21 protein-coding genes and 1 riboswitch are annotated in these 26,216 nt (G+C 32.4%); of the genes, 15 read left to right on the top strand and 6 right to left on the bottom strand.

The genetic code is table 11. The annotated features are described in order from the left end of the window. Positions 1-23: 23 nt before the first annotated feature. From D1818_RS10520 to D1818_RS10505, 4 genes are all read left to right on the top strand, one after another. Positions 24-2,762 (top strand): TonB-dependent receptor, encoded by a 2,739-nt coding sequence (locus tag D1818_RS10520; RefSeq protein ID WP_118458719.1) that lies wholly within the window; start codon positions 24-26, stop codon positions 2,760-2,762. Between the two features lie 138 nt (positions 2,763-2,900). Further along, complete coding sequence (locus D1818_RS10515) at positions 2,901-3,440, top strand: hypothetical protein (protein ID WP_118458717.1); 540 nt, start codon at positions 2,901-2,903, stop codon at positions 3,438-3,440. A 12-nt stretch (positions 3,441-3,452) separates the two neighbouring features. Further along, positions 3,453-3,965: a DUF302 domain-containing protein gene (locus D1818_RS10510; protein ID WP_118458715.1), complete on the top strand. Its 513-nt coding sequence runs from the start codon at positions 3,453-3,455 to the stop codon at positions 3,963-3,965. A 78-nt stretch (positions 3,966-4,043) separates the two neighbouring features. Next, positions 4,044-4,466: a DoxX family protein gene (locus D1818_RS10505; RefSeq protein WP_118458713.1), complete on the top strand. Its 423-nt coding sequence runs from the start codon at positions 4,044-4,046 to the stop codon at positions 4,464-4,466. An 18-nt stretch (positions 4,467-4,484) separates the two neighbouring features. Here D1818_RS10505 and D1818_RS10500 read toward each other — a convergent pair whose 3' ends face one another. From D1818_RS10500 to metK, 4 genes are all read right to left on the bottom strand, one after another. Beyond that, on the bottom strand, positions 4,485-4,829 hold the full coding sequence (locus D1818_RS10500; RefSeq protein ID WP_118458711.1) for a hypothetical protein: 345 nt from the start codon (positions 4,827-4,829) through the stop codon (positions 4,485-4,487). Between the two features lie 135 nt (positions 4,830-4,964). Further along, positions 4,965-5,303, bottom strand: coding sequence for a hypothetical protein (locus tag D1818_RS10495; protein ID WP_118458709.1), 339 nt, complete (start codon positions 5,301-5,303; stop codon positions 4,965-4,967). 202 nt (positions 5,304-5,505) lie between these two features. After that, positions 5,506-5,868: a hypothetical protein gene (locus D1818_RS10490; RefSeq protein WP_118458707.1), complete on the bottom strand. Its 363-nt coding sequence runs from the start codon at positions 5,866-5,868 to the stop codon at positions 5,506-5,508. Between the two features lie 188 nt (positions 5,869-6,056). After that, positions 6,057-7,313 (bottom strand): methionine adenosyltransferase, encoded by a 1,257-nt coding sequence (metK, locus tag D1818_RS10485; RefSeq protein ID WP_118458705.1) that lies wholly within the window; start codon positions 7,311-7,313, stop codon positions 6,057-6,059. Between the two features lie 369 nt (positions 7,314-7,682). Further along, a riboswitch (SAM riboswitch) is annotated at positions 7,683-7,809 on the top strand. A 121-nt stretch (positions 7,810-7,930) separates the two neighbouring features. Between metK and D1818_RS10480 the strand changes: the two genes are divergently transcribed. The 5 genes from D1818_RS10480 (at position 7,931) to D1818_RS10465 (ending at position 14,546) form a co-directional block, all read left to right on the top strand. After that, on the top strand, positions 7,931-9,220 hold the full coding sequence (locus D1818_RS10480) for an O-acetylhomoserine aminocarboxypropyltransferase/cysteine synthase family protein (protein WP_118458703.1): 1,290 nt from the start codon (positions 7,931-7,933) through the stop codon (positions 9,218-9,220). A gap of 85 nt (positions 9,221-9,305) precedes the next feature. Beyond that, positions 9,306-10,268, top strand: coding sequence for an alpha/beta fold hydrolase (locus D1818_RS25905; RefSeq protein ID WP_370449398.1), 963 nt, complete (start codon positions 9,306-9,308; stop codon positions 10,266-10,268). 12 nt (positions 10,269-10,280) lie between these two features. Beyond that, on the top strand, positions 10,281-12,692 hold the full coding sequence (thrA, locus tag D1818_RS10475) for a bifunctional aspartate kinase/homoserine dehydrogenase I (RefSeq protein ID WP_370449397.1): 2,412 nt from the start codon (positions 10,281-10,283) through the stop codon (positions 12,690-12,692). A 253-nt stretch (positions 12,693-12,945) separates the two neighbouring features. Beyond that, positions 12,946-13,371, top strand: coding sequence for an OsmC family protein (locus D1818_RS10470; RefSeq protein WP_118458701.1), 426 nt, complete (start codon positions 12,946-12,948; stop codon positions 13,369-13,371). Then, positions 13,368-14,546 carry a PLP-dependent aspartate aminotransferase family protein gene (locus tag D1818_RS10465; RefSeq protein WP_118458698.1) on the top strand — a complete coding sequence of 393 codons (1,179 nt, stop codon included), beginning with the start codon at positions 13,368-13,370 and terminating at the stop codon, positions 14,544-14,546. The genes D1818_RS10470 and D1818_RS10465 overlap by 4 nt, the downstream gene beginning before the upstream one ends. A gap of 42 nt (positions 14,547-14,588) precedes the next feature. Here D1818_RS10465 and D1818_RS10460 read toward each other — a convergent pair whose 3' ends face one another. Both D1818_RS10460 and D1818_RS10455 read right to left on the bottom strand, forming a co-directional pair. Then, positions 14,589-16,241 (bottom strand): hypothetical protein, encoded by a 1,653-nt coding sequence (locus tag D1818_RS10460; protein WP_118458696.1) that lies wholly within the window; start codon positions 16,239-16,241, stop codon positions 14,589-14,591. A 311-nt stretch (positions 16,242-16,552) separates the two neighbouring features. Next, complete coding sequence (locus D1818_RS10455; RefSeq protein ID WP_118458694.1) at positions 16,553-17,089, bottom strand: hypothetical protein; 537 nt, start codon at positions 17,087-17,089, stop codon at positions 16,553-16,555. 244 nt (positions 17,090-17,333) lie between these two features. Between D1818_RS10455 and porU the strand changes: the two genes are divergently transcribed. The 6 genes from porU to D1818_RS10425 all read left to right on the top strand — a co-directional run bounded on the left by porU (position 17,334) and on the right by D1818_RS10425 (position 26,167). Then, positions 17,334-20,528 (top strand): type IX secretion system sortase PorU, encoded by a 3,195-nt coding sequence (gene porU, locus D1818_RS10450; RefSeq protein WP_118458692.1) that lies wholly within the window; start codon positions 17,334-17,336, stop codon positions 20,526-20,528. Positions 20,529-20,703: 175 nt separating this feature from the next. Continuing rightward, positions 20,704-20,970 carry a DUF2061 domain-containing protein gene (locus tag D1818_RS10445; RefSeq protein ID WP_118458690.1) on the top strand — a complete coding sequence of 89 codons (267 nt, stop codon included), beginning with the start codon at positions 20,704-20,706 and terminating at the stop codon, positions 20,968-20,970. Between the two features lie 54 nt (positions 20,971-21,024). After that, on the top strand, positions 21,025-21,651 hold the full coding sequence (locus D1818_RS10440) for a phosphoadenosine phosphosulfate reductase family protein (RefSeq protein WP_118458687.1): 627 nt from the start codon (positions 21,025-21,027) through the stop codon (positions 21,649-21,651). Positions 21,652-21,705: 54 nt separating this feature from the next. Further along, entirely contained in the window at positions 21,706-22,644 is a 939-nt protein-coding gene (cysD, locus tag D1818_RS10435; protein ID WP_118458685.1) for a sulfate adenylyltransferase subunit CysD, read from the top strand. Positions 22,645-22,721: 77 nt separating this feature from the next. Then, positions 22,722-23,969, top strand: coding sequence for a sulfate adenylyltransferase subunit 1 (locus tag D1818_RS10430; RefSeq protein WP_118458683.1), 1,248 nt, complete (start codon positions 22,722-22,724; stop codon positions 23,967-23,969). Between the two features lie 107 nt (positions 23,970-24,076). Then, positions 24,077-26,167 carry a HEPN domain-containing protein gene (locus D1818_RS10425; RefSeq protein ID WP_118458681.1) on the top strand — a complete coding sequence of 697 codons (2,091 nt, stop codon included), beginning with the start codon at positions 24,077-24,079 and terminating at the stop codon, positions 26,165-26,167. Positions 26,168-26,216 lie beyond the last annotated feature (49 nt).

Below are 26,216 nucleotides of genomic sequence, written 5' to 3'. Positions count from 1 at the left end.
TTTTTAAAAAATTAATCAACAAAATGAAGCAAAAAATACTATATACCATATTGTTGGTAGGGATCACTATGTCCGCACAGAAAGTTCAGATTACTGGATTTGTAAAAGATTCATTAGGAAATCCATTAGAAATGGCCAATGTTATCGCTTATAAAAAAGCAGATAATGCTATGACAGCCTATGGTATTACTAATGACTTTGGGAAATATAAATTATCAGTACCCGTAAATGAGACATATAAACTCAGGGTTAGTTTTATTGGACTCTCTGCTAATGATAAAACTATTGCGGTAACTACTCAGGATGTTACAACTAATTTCGAAATGACTTCTGAGGCAGATAGCCTTGATGAAGTAGAAATAGTATATGAGATGCCAGTAGTAGTTAAAGGAGATACACTAGTCTATAACACTGATTCATTTACTAATGGTAATGAAAAAAAGTTAGGTGATGTTTTAGAAAAATTGCCTGGAATAGAAGTAAACGATGATGGAGAAATAGAGGTAGAAGGAAAAACGGTATCTAAGGTAATGGTAGAAGGCAAAGACTTTTTTGACGGAGATTCTAAATTGGCTACTAAAAATATTCCGGCAGATGCATTAGATAAAGTAGAAGTGCTAAGGAATTACGAAGATGTTGGGCAGATGCGTGGTTTACGAAATACTCAAGATCAAGTAGCTATTAACATTAAATTAAAAGAAGGGAAAAAGAACTTTTGGTTTGGAGAGATCACAGCTGGTGCAGGAGTTGGTGAGACTGAACGGTATTTAGTAAAACCCAAATTATTTTATTACAGCCCTAAATACAGTCTCAATATTTTAACAGATTTTAATGATATAGGAGAAGTGCCTTTTACAAGAAGAGATTATTTCAATTTTACTGGTGGTTTTAGAAATATAGGAAGAGGAGGAACATCTTTTAATGTCACGACAGATGATCTTGCTTTTGCAGTGTTACAGAACAATCGTGCCAATGAAATTAATACAAAGTTTGGCGCAGCTAATTTTAGTTTATCTGCTAATAAAAAATTAGATATTAGTGGATATGGAATTGTTAGTGATACCAAAACAGATTTGATCACTACTACCAGAAGAACCTATATTGATGATACGTCAGATTCCATTGATAATACGATAGAAGAGACTTTTGATAATACAGAACAGCGAAGTAAATTAGGATTGTTAAAACTAAGTGCAAGTTATAGACCAAACAATGATTTTAGGTTGGATTATGACATTTTTGGAAAACTCTCCAAACAAGAAGAAGATGATGTTTTCATTTCTGAAAGAGATGATATCTCTGAGGATATCAATGAAAGACTAGAGAATAATCCCTTTTCTGTGAAACAGAACTTAAATAACTATTATACTCTAAATTCAAAAAACATTTTTGCTTTTGAAGCCCAACATCTATTTCAGGAAGAAGATCCGTTTTATAATGCTATTAGGTCCGAAATTCCATTTAGAGGAGTTTTTACTCAAATTACGAATCCAGATGATTCCAGTTTGGATACATATAATCCGCTAGAGGAGTCAGATAGATATAACATCAACCAACAAAAAAATGTAAAAACTAGTAAGTTCGATGCTACACTTGATTATTACTATATTTTAAATAAAAAAAGTAATCTAAACTTCACAGTTGGATCTACGTTAAGTACTCAGAAATTTGATTCCGATATCTTTCAAATTTTAGATAATGGAAATCAAAATGATTTTGAAGCTGATGAATTTACTAATGATGTGACTTATAAATTTAATGATGTTTATGCAGGATTACACTATAAGTTCATCACAGGGATTTTTACATTTAATCCTGGAGTTAGTGTTCATAATTATAGTCTTAAGGATGAACAGTTAGGAACCACTGCTAAGCAAAATGAGTGGCAGGTATTACCCGATTTTTTTGCTTTGGTTCAGTTTAAAAAGAGTGAGAGTTTACGTTTTAATTATTCAATCACCGCTAATTATACAGATGTGAATAATTTAGCAGAAGGATATGTATTTAATAATTATAACTCACTATCCCAAGGAAATAGAAGTCTTGAGAATGCTTTATATGATAATTATTCATTAAACTATTTTAGTTTTAATATGTTTAATTATACTAATATTTTTGCTAGATTGAATTATACAAATAGACGGAATCCTATTAAGAATACTAGTGTTATATCTGGTATAAATAGAGTAAATACTCCAATTAATTCTAATCTTGCGGATCAGATTTTATCAGGTAGTGGTAATTTCACAAGAACTTTTGGTAAGATTAAAGGAAATCTAAGTGCTAATGTAAGTTGGTCTAGTTTTAATAACATAGTAAATACGTTGCCAAGTGAGAGTATAAGTCTTACACAAATGTACCAAACAGAATGGTCTACGAATTTTAAAAAAGGTCCAAATTTCGATTTAGGATATAGTATTACAGTTAATGATTACGATAATAATGGTGCGGAAAGTACTTTTTATACTAGCCGCCCTTTTGCAAGACTAGATTGGGCATTTGCCAAAGGTTTTTTGTTAAAATCTTCTTATAGCTACTACAATTATAGTGATACGAATACCACATTGAATGAGTATAGTTTTTGGGATGCAGAAGTATTTTATCAAAAACCTGATAGTAAATGGGAGTATAAATTTTCTGTTACTAATCTATTAAATACCGAAAGCATAAATAGGGATAGCTTTAATGAATTATTTAACAGTACTTCTAGTTATGTAGTGCAGCCTAGGTATTGGATATTAAGTGTGAAATATAATTTATGACAGTAATGTTTCCAAAAGATTTTAATCTTTTGGAAACATCTATTTAATATATTTTAATAGGGTTTGGTAACATGTTAATCTTATATGAAATTAGAATTTGTTTTGGTTTTAAGTTATCTTTAAACCAAAAGTTATTGGATGTTTAAGGATATTATAGTACTATTTTTATTGGTTTTATTAAGTTCTTGTAATATTACAACACAAAAAGAAAATGTAGAAGATAAGAACAAAGGATGGCAGGTTATTTATAGTAATGATAATGAAGGAAATGCACTGTCTGGTGATATTGATAATCTTAAAAAAGCTGTTCGTCAGGGATGTGAAATACGAGTTGGATGGGGGCAATATAGTGAATACAAGAAAGATGGCTTAACAGGTGTTTTTGCTGTTGAACATACAGCTGATGCGCAATTTTTAACAATTAATAAGGGACATGTATATGCTCAATTATCTAGAATTATGGGGCAAGCTCCTTCTAGAGAGCGGCATCATATTAATCTTGTTAAAACTCATTATTGGCAATCGGTTTTGGGAACAACAGGAGAAATGACTCAAGTATATCTAGATCATTCTGATGTAAATAAAAGCGATGATTATAGTGATAACGTAAAAGTGATCTGGTATGTCAATAGGAATGATTGTAACTATGAAAAAAACGATAATCAGGTTTTGTATTAAAATTTATTTCAAATGAAAAGATTCATTTTTAGTTTTCTATTTACTTTATGTTTGATTTCCTGTAATCAAGTTGTTAATGATACGTCTAAAGCAGAACAAAATGCATTAGAATCTATGGAAATAACAACGCAAAAAGGAGTCATCACTAAAGAAAGTACTAAGAGTTTTGACGAAACATATAGCACCCTTATTAAGGTGCTCGAGAATAATCCTAATTTGAAAATAATAGCCCAATTAGATCATCAAGCAAATGCCGCTTCTGTTGGGTTAACGCTAAACCCAACAAAGATTGTTATGTTCGGTAATCCTAATTTAGGAACTCCTTTAATGCAAAGTGCTCAAACTACGGGATTAGATCTTCCTCAGAAAATATTAGTTTGGCAAGATGATCAGGATATAGTTAGGATTTCATATAATGATCCACAATTTTTACAACAACGTCACGAAATAAAGGATGCACAAGAGATATTGATTAAGATAAGTGTAGCTTTAGACAAGATTACTTCTGTTGCTTCAGGATTATAATTAGCTGAATACGTTATATTTTTTTATTACATTAAAAATCAGTATCTTATGGTTGTGTAATCAATATTTTTTTACATTATGCTAACTATAAAATCATTAAATAAATGGGCTAATGCTCATACGTATTATCCATTAGACCTTCTTAGAATTGCCTTAGGTGTATTTTTATTTTTAAAAGGAATAAATTTCATTAGTAATAGTCAAATATTAGTGGATTTACTAAAACCGGTTCAAAACCTCGCAGGAGGAATGATCGTAATTCACTATGTCGCTCCAGCTCATTTAATTGGAGGAATTCTAGTTGCTTTCGGTTTATTGACTCGATGGTCTGTAGCTGTACAATTACCTCTTTTGATCGGAGCGATCGTTATCAATTTTGTAGGAGAGATGCACATAGCTAATCTGATTGTTGCCAGCGTCGTATTTTTGCTGTGCGTATTCTTTATATTTTACGGTTCTGGAAAACATTCTGTGGACTATTATCTTAAAATGCAACAATAGAAAGAATGGCTTAGAAAATTAATTGTGTATTTTAACTTTGATCGGGCCTCCGCTTGATACATAGTTACCGCCTATTTCGTCAATGTTTATATTCAGTTCATCACTTGTACTTACTTTATTGATATCTACCTTGAGTTTATCGTAGGTATTGATGCCTTTTATATTTACATCAATTTGGTCAGAGGTATCTAGTTTAACCATTATTGTCCCATCATCATTAATAGGCACTATTCCGTAATTGGACGATGTCCCAGTACCGTTTGCATATGCTTTTGGTATAATGTTTATATCTTTTAAAACAATAATACTTAAACAAACGGCAATAATGGTTAGGATAGCTTTAGTGTAACTGTCAGTTCTCATAATGAAGTATTTTATATTTTTAATTGATATCAAAAATTACGCCGATTAGTATGTAACTGTTAATTTTTTTGATTTCTTTCAAAATCTTAGATATCATTAGAATATAAAAAAAATAGACAAACCTCTCTATTACTTTTACCACTCAGTTATTTGTGAATTGGTTTTAGGAATTGTTATCTCTAAGTAAATAGTGTCAATAATCTTTGAGCTATGAATCCCATTCTTATTACTTGTAATTCTTTTTTTATTTCTTCGAATTTGCCTTTTAACCTTTTTCCATTCCCTTTCACTATAAAATTTCTCATTATTATTGTTATAAGATATGCCTTTGTCGGAAACAGGTTCAATAAGAGTATCTTTAGTACTTTTCTCCTTTAGGTTTTCAGAATTACTGTTTTTAGTTTGACTAACTTGTCCGAATACGCTTTGACCAATCCATATCAAAGCTATCATCATTACCATTTTTAATTTCATAGTTCTTTCTTTTTCTTTTTTTATAACTGTTTGATCTTCAAGTGCTAAATTAATATGTTTATAATGATATTGCTAGAGGGAAAACAACCCTTTTTATTTAAGAATTATCCCCTCAACTAGGAAATATGATGTATTGACCACAAAAAAAAGACTGTCGGAAGGACAGTCTTTATAGTATTTATTAAAATGATCAGTGTTTATTTTACCAACCAGATAATTGTGATTTTTTACTGAAACTAGGAGCAGTAACAAAAACAGTGTCTACGGTTTTGGAAACAAAAACTTCGTTATTTTCTGCAACCCTTTTTTTATTATTTAAGATTTGTTTTTTAATATCTGCCCATTCTTCATCAATACAAGAGGTATAGTCTTGATTCAGAGCAGCATTTTCAGAACTTTCAATTATTAATCTATCTGCAGATACAGAATCATCTGCACTGTATTGCCCTTCCTCTATCTTGATATCAACTTCTTTGAGGGATTTAATATTGTTTTTGTAATCTTGTCCAAAAGACAAGCTACAGATACAAAACAATATGAAAGCGATTCCAATTTTTAATCTCATTTCAATACTTTTTTTGATAATTTAATCATTTGTGCTAAAGATATTCGTTTAGAATAATAGTTACTTTAACAATTTAGTATTCGTAGGTCTTCATATAGTATCTGATTTAACGATAAAACTGATTTTATCGTTAAATAAATACTATAAAGTATTGGAGGTTACAAATTTACATCAAATTAATGATAAAATTATATTTTAAAAGCCTTTTTTACCTGATCTACATAGTCCAATTTTTCCCAGGTAAATAATTCTACTTCTTTTTCTACTCTACCGGAGTATGGACTTTCAAAAACTTTTGTTACTATTTTTGATTCTTTTCCCATATGTCCATAAGCTGCAGTTTCTTTATAAATAGGATTACGTAACTTAAGACGCTCTTCAATTGCAGCAGGTCGCATATCAAAGATTTCTGCTACTTTTTCTGCAATTTCTCCATCAGTAATCTCTAAGTTACTGGTACCATAAGTATCAACAAAAATTGAAGTTGGTTCTACTACTCCAATGGCATATGATACTTGCACTAATGCTTCACTTGCAACACCTGCAGCAACTAAGTTTTTTGCTATATGTCTAGATGCATATGCCGCAGAACGGTCTACTTTACTAGGGTCTTTTCCTGAGAATGCTCCACCACCATGAGCTCCTTTACCACCGTAGGTGTCCACAATGATTTTACGTCCGGTAAGTCCGGTGTCTCCGTGCGGCCCACCAATTACAAATTTACCTGTAGGGTTAATATGATATGTTATTTGATCATTAAATAAATCCCGTACATATTTAGGCAATTGAGAAATCACTCTAGGCATAAGTATAGAAACGATATCATTTTTGATCTTTGCTAACATCACATCGTCATCAATGTCAAAATCGTCATGCTGCGTAGAAACAACAATAGCCACAATACGTTGAGGTACATTGTCATCACTATATTCTATAGTAACCTGACTTTTAGAATCAGGACGTAAATATGGAATTTCAGCTCCTTCTCTTCTTAGCTTAGCCAGTTCAAGAAGAATCTTATGAGAAATATCTAATGCCAAAGGCATATAGTTTTCAGTCTCTTTGGTAGCGTAGCCAAACATCATTCCTTGATCACCAGCGCCTTGCTCTTCCTTAGTCTCTCTATCTACACCTTGATTGATATCTTGAGATTGTTCGTGTATAAGAGAAATTACTCCACAAGAGTCTCCACTAAATTGGTAAGCTCCTTTGGTATAACCGATTTCATTAATTACTTCTCTTGCAATTTGCTGCACATCAAGGTATGTTTTGGATTTAACCTCTCCAGCAAGTACAACTTGCCCAGTAGTCACCAAAGTTTCACAAGCTACTTTTGAATCTTTATCAAAAGCTAAAAAGTTATCTAATAAAGCATCACTAATTTGATCTGCTACTTTATCCGGATGTCCTTCAGATACACTTTCCGAAGTAAATAAATATGCCATTCTTTTTTGTTTTTATAGAATAAACTATAATAAATTATGACGGGATTGCAATAAAGAAGCTTTCGATTAGAATAATATTGTATCGAACTGCTTTAGCATTTAATTACTGAAACAGTCTAGTATTCACTTACGAATGCTGCTATTTTCAGCTCTTTAGGGTTGCAATCAGTCAAATCTATCCCTTTTAATAATTCGGCAAAGGTAAAAAAAATGATAATATTGGAAAGTATTTAACGTATCATTAATTTTCTTCCAATGAAAATTTCTTTTTTAGAGCGTTTTTTTCGATACATATAATTTTTAAAACAAATTGTTTCAAGTTTAAAAATAATTACTAGCTTTGCTTCGAAGTTTCTTATACATATTAGTAAGTTATTAAGAAAGGTGGAGGGAATAGACCCTATGAAACCTTAGCAACCCTTTATATGTTCTGATGCATATCAGGATTTTAAAGAAGGTGCTAAATTCTATTCGTCATTGACGAAGAAGATAACTCGATCCAATTACAAGACTTGTAATTGTCGTTTCCTTTCTTTTTAATTTTCTATAACCATACACTAGACGGTGTTTGATGTATTTGAATTTTATTTAATTATTAAAATTTAAAATAGAAAATTATGAGTGCACAAAAATTTGCAACAGAAGCTTTACACGCTGGTCATAACGTGAAAACTAATGGAGGAACAAGAGCAGTTCCTATTTATCAGACAACATCCTATGTTTTTAATGATGCCGATCATGCTGCTAATTTGTTTAATTTATCAGAACCAGGATTTATTTATACAAGATTGAATAATCCTACTAATGATATTTTAGAACAACGTTTGGCAGCTTTGGAAGGTGGAATTGCAGCAGTAGTAACAGCATCCGGTACGGCAGCAATTAATACTGCATTATTAACATTACTAAAAGCGGGTGATCATGTTGTTGCTTCTAGTAGTTTGTATGGTGGAACATATAACCTTTTAAATGTTACTCTCCCAAGATTCGGAATCACAACAACTTTTGTAGATCCATCGGATGCCGATAATTTTAAAAGCGCTGTACAGGAAAATACCAGAGTGTTTTTTGTGGAGTCACTTGGTAATCCAAAGCTTGATGTATTAGATCTTAAAGCTATTTCTACTCAAGCTAAAGCGTATAAAGTTCCTCTTATAGTTGATAATACAGTGGCGACGCCTGCTTTATTGAACCCAATAGAACACGGAGCTAATATTGTAATTCACTCTTTAACTAAATATATTGGTGGAAATGGAACTTCTCTTGGAGGTGTGATCATTGATGCAGGTACTTTTGATTGGTCAAGCGGTAAATTTCCTGAGTTTACAGAACCATCACCTGGTTATCATGGGTTAGTATATCACGATGCTTTAGGTGCTGCGGCATTTATTGCAAAGGCACGAATAGAAGGATTACGAGATCACGGCGCTGCCTTAAGCCCTTTTAATGCATTTCAGATTATACAAGGGTTAGAAACCTTAGAAATTAGAATTAAAAAACATAGCGAAAATGCTCTTTCATTAGCGAAATGGTTACAGGAACAGGATGAAGTTACGTGGGTAAAATATCCAGGATTAGAAAGTGACCCTTATCATAAACTAGCAAAAGAATACCTTCCTAAAGGTCAAAGTGGTATTATAACTTTTGGAATAAAAGGAGGTTTTGATTCTGCTAAAACGGTAGCTAATGAAACTAATATATTTTCATTATTAGCAAATATTGGAGATTCTAAATCCTTGATTATTCATCCAGCTAGTACGACACATCAGCAGTTAAATCCTGAACAACAAGAATCAACAGGAGTAACTCAGGATTTGATAAGACTCTCAGTTGGGTTAGAAGATATAGAAGATTTAAAGACAGACCTAAAAAGTGCGTTTGCTAAAGTAGCCGAAAAAGTAAAATAGATATAATTCATTAGAATTGAGTTTCTAACCTTTTGACTGTAAGTCGGTAAAAAGATTGGTAGCTCTTATGAAGTTAACGTAAAATATGCTCCTACAAGTTCAAATATCTGATTTCATTACCTCTAAAGGCAAAAAGATTGATCAAATGCCTTTGTTTTATGAGGTATTTGGAAAACCTTTACATAAGGCTCCAATAGTTTTGGTTAATCACGCATTGACAGGTAACTCTACGGTTTGTGGAAATCAAGGATGGTGGAGTGGTTTGATAGGAACTGGAAAATGTATAGATACAGATAGGTATACGGTATTGTCATTTAATATTCCGGGTAATGGCTATGACGGTAAAGAAGGGAATTTAATTTCCGATTATAAACTTTTTAATGCCAGAGATGTCGCTATGATTTTTGCAAAGGGATTGAAACAATTGGATATCAATAATCTCCATGCTGTTATTGGAGGATCTGTTGGTGGAGGAATTGCCTGGGAACTTGCAGCTTTAAGTCCAAGTTTAATTGACCATTTAATTCCTGTAGCTACCGATTGGAAATCTACCGATTGGTTAAAAGCAAATTGCTTGGTACAGGAACAAATTTTATTAAATTCTGATAACCCTATCCATGATGCTAGATTACACGCGATGCTTATCTATAGATCTCCAGAGTCATTTAGACAAAAATTTGATAGAAGTTATAATGATGAAAAAAATATGTACAACGTAGAGAGTTGGTTATTCCATCATGGAAATAAACTAGATGATCGATTTACCCTTTCTGCATATAAAGAATTGAATTACATATTAGCAAATATTGATATAACAGAAGGAAGAGATAGTTTTAAAGTGGTAGCAGCTACAATTACATCCAATATCCATATCATAAGTGTGAATTCTGATGGCTTTTTTACTGCAGCAGAAGATGAAATCACTTTTAAAGAGTTAAAAGAGGTAAAACAAAATGTGACGCATCAAATTATAGATTCCGTTCACGGACATGATGCGTTTTTAATAGAATTTGATCAACTCAGTAAGTTGTTAGTAGATGTGTTTTAAAATAATATAAAGATGAAGATTTTAAAATTTGGAGGAAAGTCACTATCAAATGGTGAAGGAATTCATAAAGTGGTTGATATAATAGAAGATAAAGTTAACAATGGCGAATTGATTACCGTGGTGTTGTCTGCAAGGGGAAAATCAACGGATGAATTAGAAGCTATTTTAAATAAAGCCGTTAGAAGTGAAAGTTATCAGAAACAACTAGAAGTATTTAAGCAATATCAAGTAGCTAATTATCCTAGTTTTAATGTAGACGATGAATTCGAAACATTAGATAAGCTTTTTGAGGGAGTATCCCTGTTAGGAGATTATAGTAAAAGAATAAAAGACCAAGTATTGTCGCAAGGAGAAGTGATTTCTGCAAAACTACTTACGCATATTCTTAAAGAAAAAGGAGTGAATGCTAATTTTACGGATGGTAGAGAGTTAATCAAAACTGATGGTAAGTTTGGTGAGGCAGAACCTTTGGATAAATTATCTAAAAAAAATGTAGTTGATCATTTTAGAAAGTATAATGGAGCAACAGTAAATGTGGTAACAGGATTCATAGCTTCTAATATGAATAATGAAACAACAACGCTTGGTAGAAATGGTAGTAATTATACGGCTGCTTTATTGGCAAATTATCTGGATGCAGAAGAATTGCAAAATTTCACCCACGTAAGTGGTATTTATACTGCAAATCCTGATTTAGTACCTGACGCGAAAAAAATAGAAAAACTATCTTTTACAGAAGCGAATGAACTGGCTTATTTTGGAGCTAATATTTTGCACGCTAAAACCATTATTCCACTGATAGAAAAAAATATTCCTTTACGCATTTTAAACACTTTTGATCATAAAAATAAAGGAACTTTGATCACTGCAGAAAATGATGAGAAAGGAATTAAATCTCTTTCTGTTTTAGAAAATGTTTCTTTAATTAATTTAGAAGGAAGAGGTCTGTTAGGAAAAGTAGGAGTAGATGCTAGGATTTTTAAAGCATTAGCTTATAAAAATATAAGTGTAAGTATAATTTCTCAAGGTTCATCAGAGAGAGGTATAGGATTAGTGGTAGAAGGGGATAAAGCAATAGAAGCTAAAAAAGTTTTGGAACAAGAGTTCGAGACTGATTTTTATAAGAGAGATGTGAATACAATCACAGTAGAAAATAACGTTTCCGTAATTTCCATTATCGGACAAGATTTAAGTACTTTTCATCGACCATACAATGCATTGATTAAAAACCAGGTAATCCCTTTGCTTTTTAATAATACTATTTCTGGAAAGAATGTAAGCTTAGTCGTTTATAAAAACCAACTTCATAAGGCATTGAATGTTATTCATGGAGAGATTTTTGGTGTCTCAAAAAAAATAAATATCGCCATATTTGGACACGGTTTGGTAGGAGGAACATTGATATATCAGATTTTGAAATCTGCAAAGAAGATTGAAAAGAGAAAAAAGATTGATCTAAATATTTTTGCCGTTGCGAATTCCAAAAAAATACTTTTAAGTAAAAATGGAATTGATACTAATTGGCGATCCGATATAATAGAAGGAAGTTCTTACGGAATAGAAGATCTCATTAAGTTTGCAGATGAACATCATTTAGAAAATTTAATTGCAATTGATAATACAGCGAGTAAAGTATTTGTAGATAATTATATCACTTTGGTGGAAAATGGATTTGATCTGGTTTCATCCAATAAGGTGGCAAATACACTAGGTTTTGACTTTTATAAAGAACTTCGACTAAAGTTAGACGAGCATCAAAAAAAATATTTTTATGAAACCAATGTAGGTGCTGGATTACCACTAATAGATACAATTAAACTTTTGCATTTATCCGGCGAAAATATTACAAGAATTAAAGGTGTTTTTTCTGGATCGTTAAGTTATTTGTTTAATACTTTTTCGAAAGATGATCGGAAATTTAGTGAAGTATTACAAGAAGCTATTGATAAAGGTTTTACTGAGCCCGATCCTCGTGAAGATCTATGCGGGAATGATGTCGGAAGGAAATTGCTGATTTTAGCACGGGAGTTAGATCTTAGTAATGAATTTACAGATATTAATATCCATAATTTAATTCCTGAGAATTTGAGAGAAGGAGATGCAAATAAATTTTTGGAAAGATTGGAAGAATTAGATGCTGTATACCAAAACATAAAGGATGAACAAAAACCTAATCATGTGCTACGATATATTGGAGATTTACATGGGGATTTATTCAAAGAAAAAGGTATTTTGGATGTTAAATTGGTATCTGTTGAAGAAAGTAGTGCGTTAGGACAAGTAAAAGGATCCGACTCTATATTCGAAATTTATACAGAATCATACGGAGATCAACCAATAGTAATTCAGGGAGCAGGAGCGGGAGCGGCTGTAACTGCTAGAGGAGTCTTTGGAGATATATTAAGATTGACCGAAAAAGGATAGAAAATTAATTGCGTTAGGGATTACTCATTGTTTTTTATTGATTTAAGAGATAGTGAATATAAAACATTTGATGCGGCATCCTTTTTTACGTGAGTTCGAGTGTCCGCCCAGGCGGATTGCCTGCCCGCCTTTGGAGGGTATCGAGAACAAGTAAAAAAGATATAGCAGAAGGCTGACCCTATGATGTCACACTGAGCTTGTCGAAGTGTAGTCGAAAGGTAACGTTCAAATAAAATAGATAAAAACAGATACGATGAAAATAGAATTAAAAAGAATAGATAACGATTATCATTTTGAGTTAAAAAATGAAAGAGGGCATCTAACCTATATAGATAGTAAACCCGAAGTGGGAGGTCATGATTTAGCACCAAGTCCAATGGAATATGTGTTGATGGGAGTTGCAGGCTGCAGTGCGATTGATGTAATTTCTATATTAAAAAAACAACGACAAGAAATTACAGATTACAGAGCAGAAGTAGATGGGTCAAGAGTAGAAATTGATGGAGCGAAACCATTTAAAGAAATTTCGGTTACTGTATACTTAGAAGGAGAGATAACTCCAGAAAAGGCAAAAAGAGCTGCGCAATTATCATTCGAAAAATATTGCTCTGTATCAAAAACATTAGAGCCAACTGCAACGATCAAATATAAAGTAGTCGTTAATAACGAAGAAGTATGAGCTTAAAAAGCCAAAATTTTGAAACACAAGCTGTAAGAACTCAGACAGAAAAAACTCAGTTTTTAGAACATTCTACACCAATGTATCTAACATCAGGATTTGTTTTTGAAGATTCTGAGGAAATGAGAGCAGCCTTTGCAGAAGAGAAAGATCGTAATTTATATAGTCGTTTTAGTAACCCGAATACCACAGAGTTTGTGGATAAAATCTGCAAATTAGAAGGAGCAGAAGACGGTTACGCCTTTGCTACAGGAATGGCAGCAGTGTTTTCTACATTTGCTGCATTGCTAGATGCGGGAGATCATATAGTTTCTGCGCGATCCGTATTCGGTTCTACACATTCGTTGTTTACTAAATACTTTCCTAAGTGGAATATAGAGACAAGTTATTTTCCAGTTAATGAGGTTGATAAGGTAGAAAGCTTAATACAGCCTAATACAAAAATTATCTATGCAGAATCTCCTACCAATCCTGGAGTAGATGTGCTAGATTTAGAGTTACTAGGTGAGATTGCAAAAAAACATGAGCTGTTATTGATTATTGATAATTGTTTTGCGACGCCATATTTACAAAACCCAATAAAATTTGGAGCTGATCTTGTAATCCATTCAGCTACAAAATTAATTGATGGGCAAGGACGTGTATTAGGTGGAGTTACCGTTGGAAAAAAGGAATTGATCAGAGAGATCTATTTATTTTCACGAAATACCGGACCAGCTTTATCACCTTTTAATGCTTGGGTATTGTCAAAAAGTTTGGAAACATTGGCAGTAAGAGTAGATAGACATTGCGAAAATGCCTTAAAATTAGCCAAGTTTTTAGAAGAACATCCTAAAGTGAATTGGGTGAAGTATCCTTTTCTAAAATCTCATCCACAATATGAAGTGGCTAAGAAGCAAATGAAATTAGGAGGTAATATCGTAGCTTTCGAAGTTAAAAACGGAGTAAAAGGAGGAAAAACATTTTTTGATAGTATAAAAATGTGTTCACTTTCTGCTAATTTAGGAGATACCAGAACTATAGTAACCCATCCAGCTTCTACCACGCATAGTAAACTAGCGATTGAGGATAAATTGGCAGTAGGAATTACAGATGGAATGGTAAGATGCTCAGTAGGATTAGAGCATATTGATGATATTATTGCGGATCTAGCACAAGCTTTAGAACAATCATAAAACATATCTAATTTAAAACTAGATATGTTTTATGACTTTTTATTAAAAAACTATTTTTCCATTGCAATAATTTCCTGTTGTTGTGTTTTTTAGAGTATACAGCAGGATAGAGTTCTTTGGAGCATAGTTCTTAAGTGGTATTAAGTTTTCTTTATTAGAAAGTGATTTGCTGATTATTTTTTGTCCAGAAATGTTATAGATTTCGATATTGTAAGAGCCATTGGTTAGCACTGGTAATATTAATGTGTTATTTTTAATGTATATGTTATTACAATCTAATGATGTTTTTGAGGGAACGTTTCTTTCTTTTGATATTATGAAATCTAATGGTTCAAGACAAGATATCTCATCGTTTGAACAGGTTAAATTTAACTCCCATCTTCTTATTTTATCGAAGCCATTAGTTTTACTGAACAATATATAGAATTTATCCCTGTCGATAACTGTATTTGATTTTCCGTATTTATCCATAAATATAGGATAATGCAAATCACTATTACTCCAAGCTTGACCATCCTGATCATCTGCAAAATAAATATCATATCCTTCGCTCCAATTTGTAAGATCGAACGATTTGTGTAAAGAGATATGGTAAGTTTTATTTGTGTGATCGCGATATTCTCTCACTCCTATAAAGTAATCGGTATCTTGAACTTTTGCAACACTAAATCGATGACTAGATCCTAAAATAGAAGTGCTTTTCGGGCCTTCAATTTGAAGAAAATCAGCTAGCCTTTCTTTACTGAAATTTTCAGGTAATGATTTATACCAACCACCATTGTAATAAATTTTGTATGCATTTGGATTTGTGGCTTGGGGTTCTGGAACTCTTATGACTTTGATGCCAGAAGCAGAAATCATTCTTGGGCTAGATTCAGAAAAGAATACATAGATATATCCATTGTATTTAATAGATGAAGGATGTCTTAATCCGCTAGTTAATTTTTCACCTCCTACGTAGTATGGTGAGAATGTAGGAGCCGTTGAATTATTGTCATAGTTAATCTTGGTGGCATTTTTTAAATATCCAGTACTTGGCCAAGCGATTGGTCCCATATCAATATATTTTTCATGACCCCATCCATTTTCTTGATCACTTTTTAACCATGCCATACTTAAAAATGCATAGTAATTTTCTAAAGGGGCAGACCATACAGCAGTGGTGTCGTAGCTTCTAAAGTTGTTTTGATATTCATGACTATAATTCGCGCCATTTTCACCGTGAACAAAACCTATATTAATTATTTTATCTAATTGCTTAATCGTTTCTGCTGCGTATATTCCGGCATAATTTCTTATATGATCAGTTGATCTAGTTTGCCAATTTGCGTGATGGACTTCGCTAATAGTATAGTTAGGTATTCTAACCGAGACGTTGAAATCTGTTCTTTTGGGAATGCAAGCTTCTATAAAACTGTCACATGATCCAGCTTCAGTATTATCTACCATATTTTTTGCAGTAGTTATAAAACGTGAGTTTCTGCCCACTTCGTTGTAAAAATATCCTCTCCAACATCCCATAATTATCCATGGTGGAACTTCGGTAATTATACTATTTGTAGAATTTTCTGCTGAAATTGTAATTTCCGTACCCCTTGTGTTTGGGTTAATTTTTTTTACGCAGGTAAAAGGAGCAGTTTGCGAAATACACAAATTACTAATAAAAAATGCCAATAAAAATGTGATATGCCTCATGTTTCTTTAATTGATAAATTTTTATTTTAAAAATACAGTTTTCCAAATATTTCATCTTCAAAATATTGTTTTATTGATGGAATTCAGAAAAGTAGTTTAAAGTATCTTTTAGTAAGTGTCTTAAGCTTATGATTTGTTACCGTGAATTTTGAAATAAATTATAATTTATCATTTTGTGAGGATAAATTGGCGGTAGTGATTTTTTCATTTCACTAAGATTTTAGTGTATCGATATTTCAGGACGGGACAGTTATATAATAAAAAGGGTGGGGCAATTTTTCCACCCTTTTTATTAAAAATCTTTATAAAGTCTATTGTTTTGTAAATGTGAAAAATGTCATACCTGTTGAAACCTGTGTAAATCCTGAAAAAGGAATGGATTCATTTAGTGCTTTCTCAAGTAAAAGAGTTTGAGAATTCAAACCAGAAATTTTAAAAGACTCCTCAGTTCCTTGAACGTCTAAAATTAGATTCCCGTTTTCAATTATCCATTCTCCAGAAGCTGCGAAACCGGGAGTAGGAATTTCTTGAGTAGTGGTTTCCTGACCAAGAACTGTATTTGTAAGAACGGTAGTGTATCCTCCATCACTTGTAAAAGTTTGAGGGTCTTCAGAAAAAGTAACAATCGTATTAAAATCTTTTCCAAACGAAGAGAATTCAGAAAATAGAACACGAGTTCCTTCAGATTCAACAAAAGTCTGACCGTTATCCAATCGGAATGCCTCTAATTTCCACTCTCCTGTAATTTGAGTTTCATCAATCCCTATAGAAGGATCATTGTCATCACTTCCGCAGGAAAGGAATAGGGTGGTAGAAGTTAAAAATAAAAGTAAAGTAAGTTTTTTCATAATAAAATAATTAATCGATTTATAAATTTATCTGAATGGTAAAATCCAAATAAGGAGTACGAATCAAATTTTAGCCAGAGGCAAAAGTAAAATGATCTATCATTAATTTTCCCACCCGAAAAGGATGGTTTTTGAAAATTGAAAAAATAATGATCGCATTTAGAAATCATATCTTTTCTTAGGAAATAAGAATGGTACGATTCATGAAATATAAAATGTATATTTATTTTATCATTTTGTTTTTATGAAAAGAAGTGTTTTATTATGTTTTGTTGCTTTGTTGAGTGCTTCTTTTTATGGAAATCAACAACAGTTTATTACTGAAAAAGGAAAGGACACAACTAGGCAAATTGTAAAAAAGATTCCTTTATCTCACTCTGTATTGGCAACTGGCAACTGGTACAAATTTTATATAGAGAAAACAGGAATATATAAGCTTACTCCAGAATTTTTATCCAATTTAGGGATTGATGTCGCTACAACAGATCCTGCAACAATTAAAATTTACGGAAATGGAGGACACATGCTTCCTCTTAAGAATAGTAGAAATACCGAGTTTGATCTAAGGGAAAATGCTATAAAAGTAGTGAGAGGAGAAAACGGTAAGTTATCAGAAGGTGGCTATATCCTTTTTTACGGTCAAAGTACTAAGGGATACAATTCAGATAGTAAAACCCATATTAATATATACGATGATAAATCATATTATTTTATCACCACATCTGGAAAGAGAGGAAGAAGAATAATCAATTCAGAATCCTTTGACAAAAAAGCGGATACAATTATTACCACATTTAACGAGGATCAGTTTTACGAAATGGATCAATACAATCTCGGGATGATGGGGAGAAGATGGTTAGGAAATCAAATTAAAAATAATGAAGAAAAACAATTTTCATTTCATTTTCCTAATAAAGTAGATGCAACAGCTATTACCTATAAAATTATGGCAGTAGCTAAATCGAATAAACCATCAAAACTTAAAATTAGTTTGAACCAAAAAGAAGCTGGAGAGATTAAATTTAGACCTGCATCAGATCGATTAATAGCAATAGAAGGTAGTTTAGAAAAAAACAACAAAAGCTATGATGATCCTATTCGGATAGGTTTGCAATACGAAGTAGAGGGTAAAGCACTTGGGGAAAGTTACCTGGATTATATCCGGGTTTCTGCAGAAAGATCCTTGGTAGGATCAGATAAACAATTAAAATTTACGATTCCGAACACTAATTCTAAACGCGAAATTGGAGAAATACAATTGAAAAAAGCAAGGAAAATCTCTGAAGTGTGGGATGTAACAAATCCAGAAGTAGTCAAGGTTTTCGAAAACACATCTTTTTCCAGTAAGTTTTCTTTCAAAACGCAATTAGATACTAAAAGAAAGTTTGTTACGGTCACTACTTCGGATTATTATGAACCCTTAAAACCGTTAGAGAGTATTGTAGAGAATCAAAATCTGAAAGGGACTATTTTTCTTGATGAAGAAAATAATTTTAAAAACATCGATTATCTTATTATTACCGAAAAGGATATGTTAACTGCTGCTGAACGATTGGCAGATTTTCATAGAACACGAAACAAGATGAATGTTAAAGTAGTTCCTGTGCAGAAAATCTACAACGAGTTTAGCAGTGCGAAACAGGATATAGGTGCAATTCGTAATTTTATTAGGTATGTGTATGAAAACGCTTCACATGATAACAAAAAGCTTTCTTATGTATGTTTTATGGGAAATGCTACAGTCGATTACAAGGATATACTCAAGGATAGATCTTTATTAAATACCTACAAGAAAAGTATAATTCCAAGTTTTATGAGTTATGAGAGTTTTTCTAATACGAGATCCTATGTGTCTGATGATTTTTTTGGAATGATGGATCCAGAAGAAGGTGAAATGAAATCAACGGATGATCTTGATATTGTACTTGGACGAATATTGGTTGATACGGATGTAATGGCAAATGATGTAGTTGATAAAACTATTAGATACTATAAGAAAAATTCTTTTGGAGATTGGAGAAATAATGTGCTCCTATTATCAGATGATGTAGATAAAGTGTGGGAACAAGGTATTCAAAGAAATTTGAATAGTTTAGGAGATTCTTTAGTTAAAAAATATCCTTTTTTAAATATTTCTAAAGTATATAGTGATGCATATATTCAAAAATCAACATCTAATGGCGAGCAATACCCAGAGGTAACCAAAACGCTAATAGAGAAAATAGAAAAAGGTGTTGCTGTATTAGATTATTTTGGACACGCGGAGGAAGAAGGTTTCGGTACTGAGTTTTTCTTTACCAAAAAGGATGCTATCAATCTTAAAAATAAAAATAAACTACCATTGTTGATTACGGTTACTTGTCTGGCAACTCGATTTGATAACCCTTTTGATATTTCTATTGGAGAACATGTTTTTAGAAACCCAAATGGAGGTGCTATAGCAATTATTGCAACAACTAGAGAAATATTTATGAATGCAGGAGTTAACATAAATAATGAAATAATGAAAACGCTTTTTTCAGAAAATGGGCCTTACTTGAAACCGGCAGAAACCGTCTTAAAGCTTAAAAATAAATTAAGGTATCAAGATAAAAGAAGCGTTTTTTTTATTGGAGATCCTGCAATGTCGCTTCAGATGCCTCAACCTGGTGTTCATATTACTAAGATTAATGGTATTCCACTCCAAAAGTTTAGAGATACGATAAAAGCCTTAGATAAGATTAGAATATCTGGACATCTAGTAGATGCTTTTGGAAAGATTAAAAAGGATTATAATGGAGAAGTTTTTATCAAGATTTTTGATAAAAAAAACAGTAAAAAAACATTAGGGAATAATAAAATTAAAAATAGGAAAGGAAATCTTATACAACTAGAATATAAAGATCAAGACGTAATAATATATAATGGAGATTTTGATATTGAAAAAGGAGTGTTTGATGCTGAATTCATGATTCCAAAAGATATAAATATGTCAATAGGTAATTGTAAGATAAGTTTATATGCTAAAAAGAATAATATTTTGGAAGATGCGGTTGGTGTGTATGAAAATGTATTATTAGGTGGAATATCAAATGTAACATCACTTGATAGTAAAGGACCAGAGATTAAAGTGTTTATAAATGGTAAAACATCGAAAGCGATTAACATTATTAAAGCTAATCCAGAATTGAAAATTGAGCTTGCTGATGAGAATGGAATGAATGTTTCCACCCAGGGAATTGGACATCAAATGAAAATGATTATTGATGGAAAAGGAAAGCGCGAGGTGATACTAAATGATTTCTATAAGAATAAAGAGAATGGTTTTAAAGAGGGATCAATTTCTTATACATTAGATACATTATCGCCAGGATATCATACTTTAGAAATTAAAGTATGGGATACTTTTAATAATAGCAGTACCAAAAAAATAGAGGTTGTGGTATTAGATTCTTTATAATATTGCTTACTTCGATAATAATCTACTAAATCACTAGGCTTTTTATTAATAATATCATAATTCTTTCATTTCTAGTAATTTTTTCAAAGATTTGGGACTAATGAATAGATTTTTATATATACATTTGTTTAATAACCTAGTATTCCGATAGGGTAATAGGTTTTTTTGAAAAAAAATGATTGTAGATCAAATGATATTAGATAAGGTAGCTACGAAGAAAACATCGTACGAGACTGATAGAACTTCAGAGAAGCCATTGCGTAGTATAGCAAAGGCAGTTAGTTGGAGGATTGTTGGTACATTGGATACATTGATAGTTTCTTACGTTTTAACTGGAGAGATAGCACTAGCTACTTCGATAGCATCAATTGATTTTGTTACAAAAATGATTCTGTATTTCTTTCACGAAAGAATTTGGAATCGTATTAAATGGGGAAGATAATTGCGGTTTTACTTCTCGACTGTGCTATAAGGGACAGAAAAAGAAATATTAAAAATGAAATTTACAGGAAAGGAAATAGAGAACTTAAATAATACGCTAAAGGATAAAACTCCTTTAGAGATTACTCAATGGGCAATTTTAAATGCGAAAAGTCCTGTCGTAACGACAAACTTTAGACCTTATGAAGCTGCAATTCTTAGTGTCTGTGCTAGTTCTCTATCAGATATTCCTGTGATCTGGTGTGATTCGGGTTATAATACTCCTAACACGTATAAACATGCGGAGGAAGTTATTGATTTATTAGAACTTAATGTACAGTTGTATGTGCCTAAGCAAACTTCTGCTCATAGAGATGTGGTAATGGGAATTCCTGATATTGAAGATCCCAAACATAAAGAATTTACAGAGCAGGTAAAACTGGAGCCATTTAAAAGAGCAATGTCGGATTTTAAACCAGATGTGTGGTTTACAAATCTTCGAAAAGGACAAACTGCTTTAAGAGATTCTTTGGATATTTTGAGTTTAGGAAGTGATGGAGTACTTAAGGTAAGCCCTTTTTATTATTACAGTGATGCAGAATTAGATGTGTATTTAGAGAAACATAATTTACCAAATGAGTTTAAGTATTTTGATCCAACGAAGGTATTAGGAAATAGAGAATGTGGATTACATACGAATTAAACTAATTTGTTATTTATTTAGATCAAAAGATTATTAAAAAAAAGATTAAATTACATGGAAGTAATTGAACAAATAAAAGAACAAGTTGTGAATGCAAAAGTACTAAAAGTAAATCCTTTAGAAAGTGAAGCGATTTACATTTTTAGAGAAGTTGTTGCTCAATTTGAGAAGCCTGTTTTACTTTTTTCAGGAGGTAAAGATTCTATAACATTAGTAAGGTTGGCTCAGAAAGCATTTTATCCTGGTAAAATTCCTTTTCCATTATTACATATAGATACTGGTCATAATTTCCCGGAAACTATTGAGTTTAGAGATCGTTTGGTTAAAGAACTTGGTGTAGAATTAATTGTCCGTAATGTTCAGGATTCTATTGATCAAGGTAAAGTAACAGAAGAAAAAGGTAAGTATGCCAGTCGCAATAGTTTGCAGACTACGACGCTTCTTGATGCTTTAGAAGAATTTAAATTTGATGCTGCCATTGGAGGAGCTCGTAGAGATGAAGAAAAAGCAAGAGCAAAAGAACGCATATTTTCGGTAAGGGATGATTTTGGTCAATGGGATGAAAAGAATCAGCGACCTGAATTATTTGATCACCTTAATGGAAAGATTGATTTAGGTCAGAATGTTCGTGTATTTCCGATCAGTAACTGGACAGAGTTAGATGTTTGGAGTTATATTCAAAAAGAAGAAATCGAAATCCCTTCAATATATTTTGCTCATAAGCGTAAAACATTTATTAGAGATGGTATGATTTGGTCAGCAGAGGATGAGGTAGTACATAGGGAAGATGACGAATTGGTTGAAGAAAGATTGGTTAGATTCCGTACCGTGGGAGATATGTCATGTACTGCAGCGGTGCTTTCTGATGCAATTACAATTGATAAGGTTGTAGCGGAAATTAGAGAATCCACAATCTCAGAAAGAGGAGCGCGAATCGATGATAAAAGATCTGAAGCTGCAATGGAAAAAAGAAAACAACAAGGATATTTTTAAAATAAGTTGATAGTTGTCAGTTGTTGGTTAATATATTTTCCATCAACGACCAACCATTAACAATCAACTATAAAGAAATGGACGTATTAAAGATAGCAACAGCAGGAAGTGTAGATGATGGTAAGAGTACCTTGATTGGTCGTATTTTATATGATACAAAATCATTAACTTCTGATAAATTAGAAGCAATCGAAACCAGAAGTAAAGCTAATGGGTTTGATTATCTGGATTTTTCATTAGCAACTGATGGTTTAGTTGCAGAACGTGAACAAGGTATTACTATTGATGTAGCTCATATTTACTTTTCCACAAAAACTAAAAGTTATATTATTGCGGATACTCCAGGTCATATAGAATATACCAGAAATATGGTTACCGGAGCGTCTACTTCACAAGCGTCAATCATTTTGGTAGATGCTAGAAAAGGTGTGATCGAACAAACCTATAGACATTTTTTTATCAATAATTTATTGAGAGTAAAGGATGTGATTGTAGCTATTAATAAAATGGATTTAGTTGATTTTTCACAATCAACATATGAAGCAATTAAGTCTGATTTTGAAAAATTAATTGCAAAAAGCGATTACAAAGAACAGAACATAACTTTTATTCCAGTAAGTGCGTTACAAGGTGATAATGTAGTTGACGCATCTAAAAATACTCCTTGGTATAAAGGTAAAACTTTATTAGAACATTTAGAAGAATTAGATGCTCAGGATGTCTATGAAAAGGCAGAGGTGCGTTTTCCTGTTCAAACTGTGATCCGTCCTAAAAAAGATGAGTTTCATGATTTTAGAGGATATGCTGGTAAGCTATATGGTGGTGATCTTTCTGTAGGAGATGAGGTGACAGTTTTGCCATCCTTAACAACATCCAAAGTTAAAGAGATATTCTTTTTTGACAAGAAATTCGATACAGCTGGTAGAGGCAGTTCTTGCACGATTACATTAGAAGATGATGTAAACGTAAGTAGAGGAGACATGATTGTTAAGTCATCAGAAAAGCCAAGAGTAGAAAAGCAATTAACCGCTACTATTTGTTGGATGGATAATAAAGACCTTAATCCTGGAGCTAATTATTTTATTCAGAGCGGAAGTAATAGGATTTTAGCAAAAGTGAAAAATATTAGTGGAACAGTTGCTACTGATTTTTCTGGAGAAGATACCGCTAAGAATTCGCTTAGTCTAAATGAAATAGGAAAAGTTGAAATACAATTAAGTAAACCACTGGCTATTGATTCTTACAGTAAGAATAAGGTGTCAGGGTCATTTATATTAATAGATTCTCAAACCAATAATACTTCAGGAGTAGGTTTTATCCAATAGATAAAAATCTTTTACTGAGAAGAAGAAAACAGGAATTTTAGAATAAAAAAACCTTTATACAAAAGTCATAAGTATGTTCTTTTTTAAAGGTTGAAATACGAAAGAAAATGCAAAGTTTTAGAACAGAAATAGAAAACCCAGTTGTCGAAAAAGACATTATCGAATTAGCTAATAAAATAGAGCAATTCCATAAAGGGACGATTGATGAAGAGAAATTTCGTAGCCTTCGTTTAGCTCGTGGGGTATATGGTCAGCGACAAGAAGGAGTGCAGATGATTCGTATCAAATTACCATATGGTAAGGTGTTGAGCAATCAATTGCGAAGAATTTGCGATGTTTCTGATGAATATTCTAGAGGTAGATTACATATTACAACCAGACAAGATATTCAGATTCATTACGTAGATCTTAATAGAACACCTGAGCTTTGGGCAGAGTTAGAAAGAGATGATGTAACACTTAGAGAGGCTTGTGGTAATACAGTTCGTAATGTAACGGCATCAGAAACAGCTGGGATTGATTCAAAAGAACCTTTTGATGTATCACCATATGCAGATGCATTGTTCCGATTCTTCCTAAGAAATCCAATATGTCAGGAAATGGGACGTAAGTTCAAAGTTTCTTTTTCTGGGACCGAAGAAGATACGGGATTGTCTTATATGCATGATCTTGGTTTTATTGCAAAAATTGAAGATGGAGTAAGAGGGTTTAAAGTAATGCTTGCAGGGGGATTGGGCTCACAACCAAGACATGCAGATGAATTATATAGCTTTTTGCCAACAGATAAGATCATTCCTTTAATGGAAGGAGTGCTTAGAATTTTTGATCGTCACGGTGAGCGAAAAAGTAGAGCCAAAGCGAGAATGAAATTTTTAGTAAAAGATATCGGTGTACAAGCTTTCAAAGAATTAGTAGAGGCAGAACAAAACGCAATTGCTCAAAAAACGGTAGCTATTGATGCCGAAGCCTATGTTGCATCCGTTCCGGTTTCTGTAGAAGTTCCTAAAGTAGAAATTCAAGATCAAAAAGCTTTTGAATTGTGGAAATCTACAAATGTGATTGAGCAAAAACAAAATGGATATGTTGCTATTGGAATCAAAGTGCTTTTAGGGGATTTTTATACAGATAAAGCCAGATTATTAGCGGATTTAGTGGAGAAATACGCTGCTGGAGAGATTAGATTGTCTTTACGACAGAATATTTTAATTCCTTTTGTAAAAGAAGATTTAGTACCATTTTTCCATCAAGAATTAGAGAAACTTGGATTTGTGGAAGCAGGTTATAATAAAGCGGTTGATATTACAGCTTGCCCAGGAACAGATACTTGTAATTTGGGAATTGCTAGTAGTACGGGTATTGCTGAAGAATTGGAAAGAGTTATTAAGACTGAATATCCACAATATTTAGAAAAAGAAGATCTGGTAATCAAGATTAGCGGATGTATGAATGCTTGTGGGCAACACAATATGGCTAATATTGGTTTTCAGGGGATGTCAGTAAGAACTAAAGATAAATTAGTTGCTCCGGCATTGCAAGTGTTATTAGGAGGAGGAAATCTTGGAGATGGAAAAGGTCGTTTTGCTGATAAAGTGGTTAAGATACCAAGTAGAAGAGGGCCAGAAGCATTACGAAGAATCCTAAATGATTTTGAAGAAAATGCAAATGGTAAGACTTTTGTAGACTATTATACAGATAAAGGAGAAAAATATTTTTATAATTTCCTTACGGATTTATCTAATGTTGAAAATTTGACTCAAGAAGATTTTATTGATTGGGGAACTGAAGAAGAATATGTAAAGGCTATTGGAGTTGGAGAATGTGCAGGTGTTGTGATTGATTTGATTGCTACTTTATTTTTAGAAAGTGAAGAAAAGATAGAAAATGCAAAAATATCTTTTGAAAATGGGATATATTCTGATGCGGTGTATCATGCGTATAGCTCTTTAGTGAATTCTGCTAAGGCATTATTACTAGCAGAAAATAAAAAAACTAATACGCACGCAGGAATCATAAGCCAGTTTGATGAAGAGTTTGTGACAAGTGGTAAAATAGAACTTGATGGAACATTTGCTGATTTGATATATCAACTTCAGAAAAATGCACCAAGCAGGGATTTTGCAGTGGATTATATCAAAAAAGCAGGGCAATTTTTGCAAAAAGTGCAAGCATTTAGAGCCATTGAAGTAGAAAATGTATAATATCTTTACGAAGATATAAAATCTTCATAATTAAGATAATAAGTTGTTG

The organism is Aquimarina sp. BL5 (assembly GCF_003443675.1).
Classification (GTDB): domain Bacteria; phylum Bacteroidota; class Bacteroidia; order Flavobacteriales; family Flavobacteriaceae; genus Aquimarina.
Note: the sequence above shows the minus strand (reverse complement) of the source record. Positions and strands in the feature narration are given on the sequence as shown.

What these genes read in the sequence shown, in the direction of transcription:
- D1818_RS10500 (WP_118458711.1), bottom strand. Translation starts at nt 4,829, where the DNA reads ATGAGAACTGACAGTTACACTAAAGCTATCCTAACCATTATTGCCGTT.
- D1818_RS10515 (WP_118458717.1), top strand. Translation starts at nt 2,901, where the DNA reads ATGTTTAAGGATATTATAGTACTATTTTTATTGGTTTTATTAAGTTCT.
- D1818_RS10460 (WP_118458696.1), bottom strand. Translation starts at nt 16,241, where the DNA reads ATGAGGCATATCACATTTTTATTGGCATTTTTTATTAGTAATTTGTGT.
- D1818_RS10425 (WP_118458681.1), top strand. Translation starts at nt 24,077, where the DNA reads ATGCAAAGTTTTAGAACAGAAATAGAAAACCCAGTTGTCGAAAAAGAC.
- D1818_RS10465 (WP_118458698.1), top strand. Translation starts at nt 13,368, where the DNA reads ATGAGCTTAAAAAGCCAAAATTTTGAAACACAAGCTGTAAGAACTCAG.
- cysD (WP_118458685.1), top strand. Translation starts at nt 21,706, where the DNA reads ATGGAAGTAATTGAACAAATAAAAGAACAAGTTGTGAATGCAAAAGTA.
- D1818_RS10430 (WP_118458683.1), top strand. Translation starts at nt 22,722, where the DNA reads ATGGACGTATTAAAGATAGCAACAGCAGGAAGTGTAGATGATGGTAAG.
- thrA (WP_370449397.1), top strand. Translation starts at nt 10,281, where the DNA reads ATGAAGATTTTAAAATTTGGAGGAAAGTCACTATCAAATGGTGAAGGA.
- D1818_RS10445 (WP_118458690.1), top strand. Translation starts at nt 20,704, where the DNA reads ATGATTGTAGATCAAATGATATTAGATAAGGTAGCTACGAAGAAAACA.
- D1818_RS10440 (WP_118458687.1), top strand. Translation starts at nt 21,025, where the DNA reads ATGAAATTTACAGGAAAGGAAATAGAGAACTTAAATAATACGCTAAAG.
- D1818_RS10470 (WP_118458701.1), top strand. Translation starts at nt 12,946, where the DNA reads ATGAAAATAGAATTAAAAAGAATAGATAACGATTATCATTTTGAGTTA.
- metK (WP_118458705.1), bottom strand. Translation starts at nt 7,313, where the DNA reads ATGGCATATTTATTTACTTCGGAAAGTGTATCTGAAGGACATCCGGAT.
- D1818_RS10510 (WP_118458715.1), top strand. Translation starts at nt 3,453, where the DNA reads ATGAAAAGATTCATTTTTAGTTTTCTATTTACTTTATGTTTGATTTCC.
- D1818_RS25905 (WP_370449398.1), top strand. Translation starts at nt 9,306, where the DNA reads ATGCTCCTACAAGTTCAAATATCTGATTTCATTACCTCTAAAGGCAAA.
- D1818_RS10495 (WP_118458709.1), bottom strand. Translation starts at nt 5,303, where the DNA reads ATGAAATTAAAAATGGTAATGATGATAGCTTTGATATGGATTGGTCAA.
- D1818_RS10455 (WP_118458694.1), bottom strand. Translation starts at nt 17,089, where the DNA reads ATGAAAAAACTTACTTTACTTTTATTTTTAACTTCTACCACCCTATTC.
- D1818_RS10520 (WP_118458719.1), top strand. Translation starts at nt 24, where the DNA reads ATGAAGCAAAAAATACTATATACCATATTGTTGGTAGGGATCACTATG.
- porU (WP_118458692.1), top strand. Translation starts at nt 17,334, where the DNA reads ATGAAAAGAAGTGTTTTATTATGTTTTGTTGCTTTGTTGAGTGCTTCT.
- D1818_RS10505 (WP_118458713.1), top strand. Translation starts at nt 4,044, where the DNA reads ATGCTAACTATAAAATCATTAAATAAATGGGCTAATGCTCATACGTAT.
- D1818_RS10480 (WP_118458703.1), top strand. Translation starts at nt 7,931, where the DNA reads ATGAGTGCACAAAAATTTGCAACAGAAGCTTTACACGCTGGTCATAAC.
- D1818_RS10490 (WP_118458707.1), bottom strand. Translation starts at nt 5,868, where the DNA reads ATGAGATTAAAAATTGGAATCGCTTTCATATTGTTTTGTATCTGTAGC.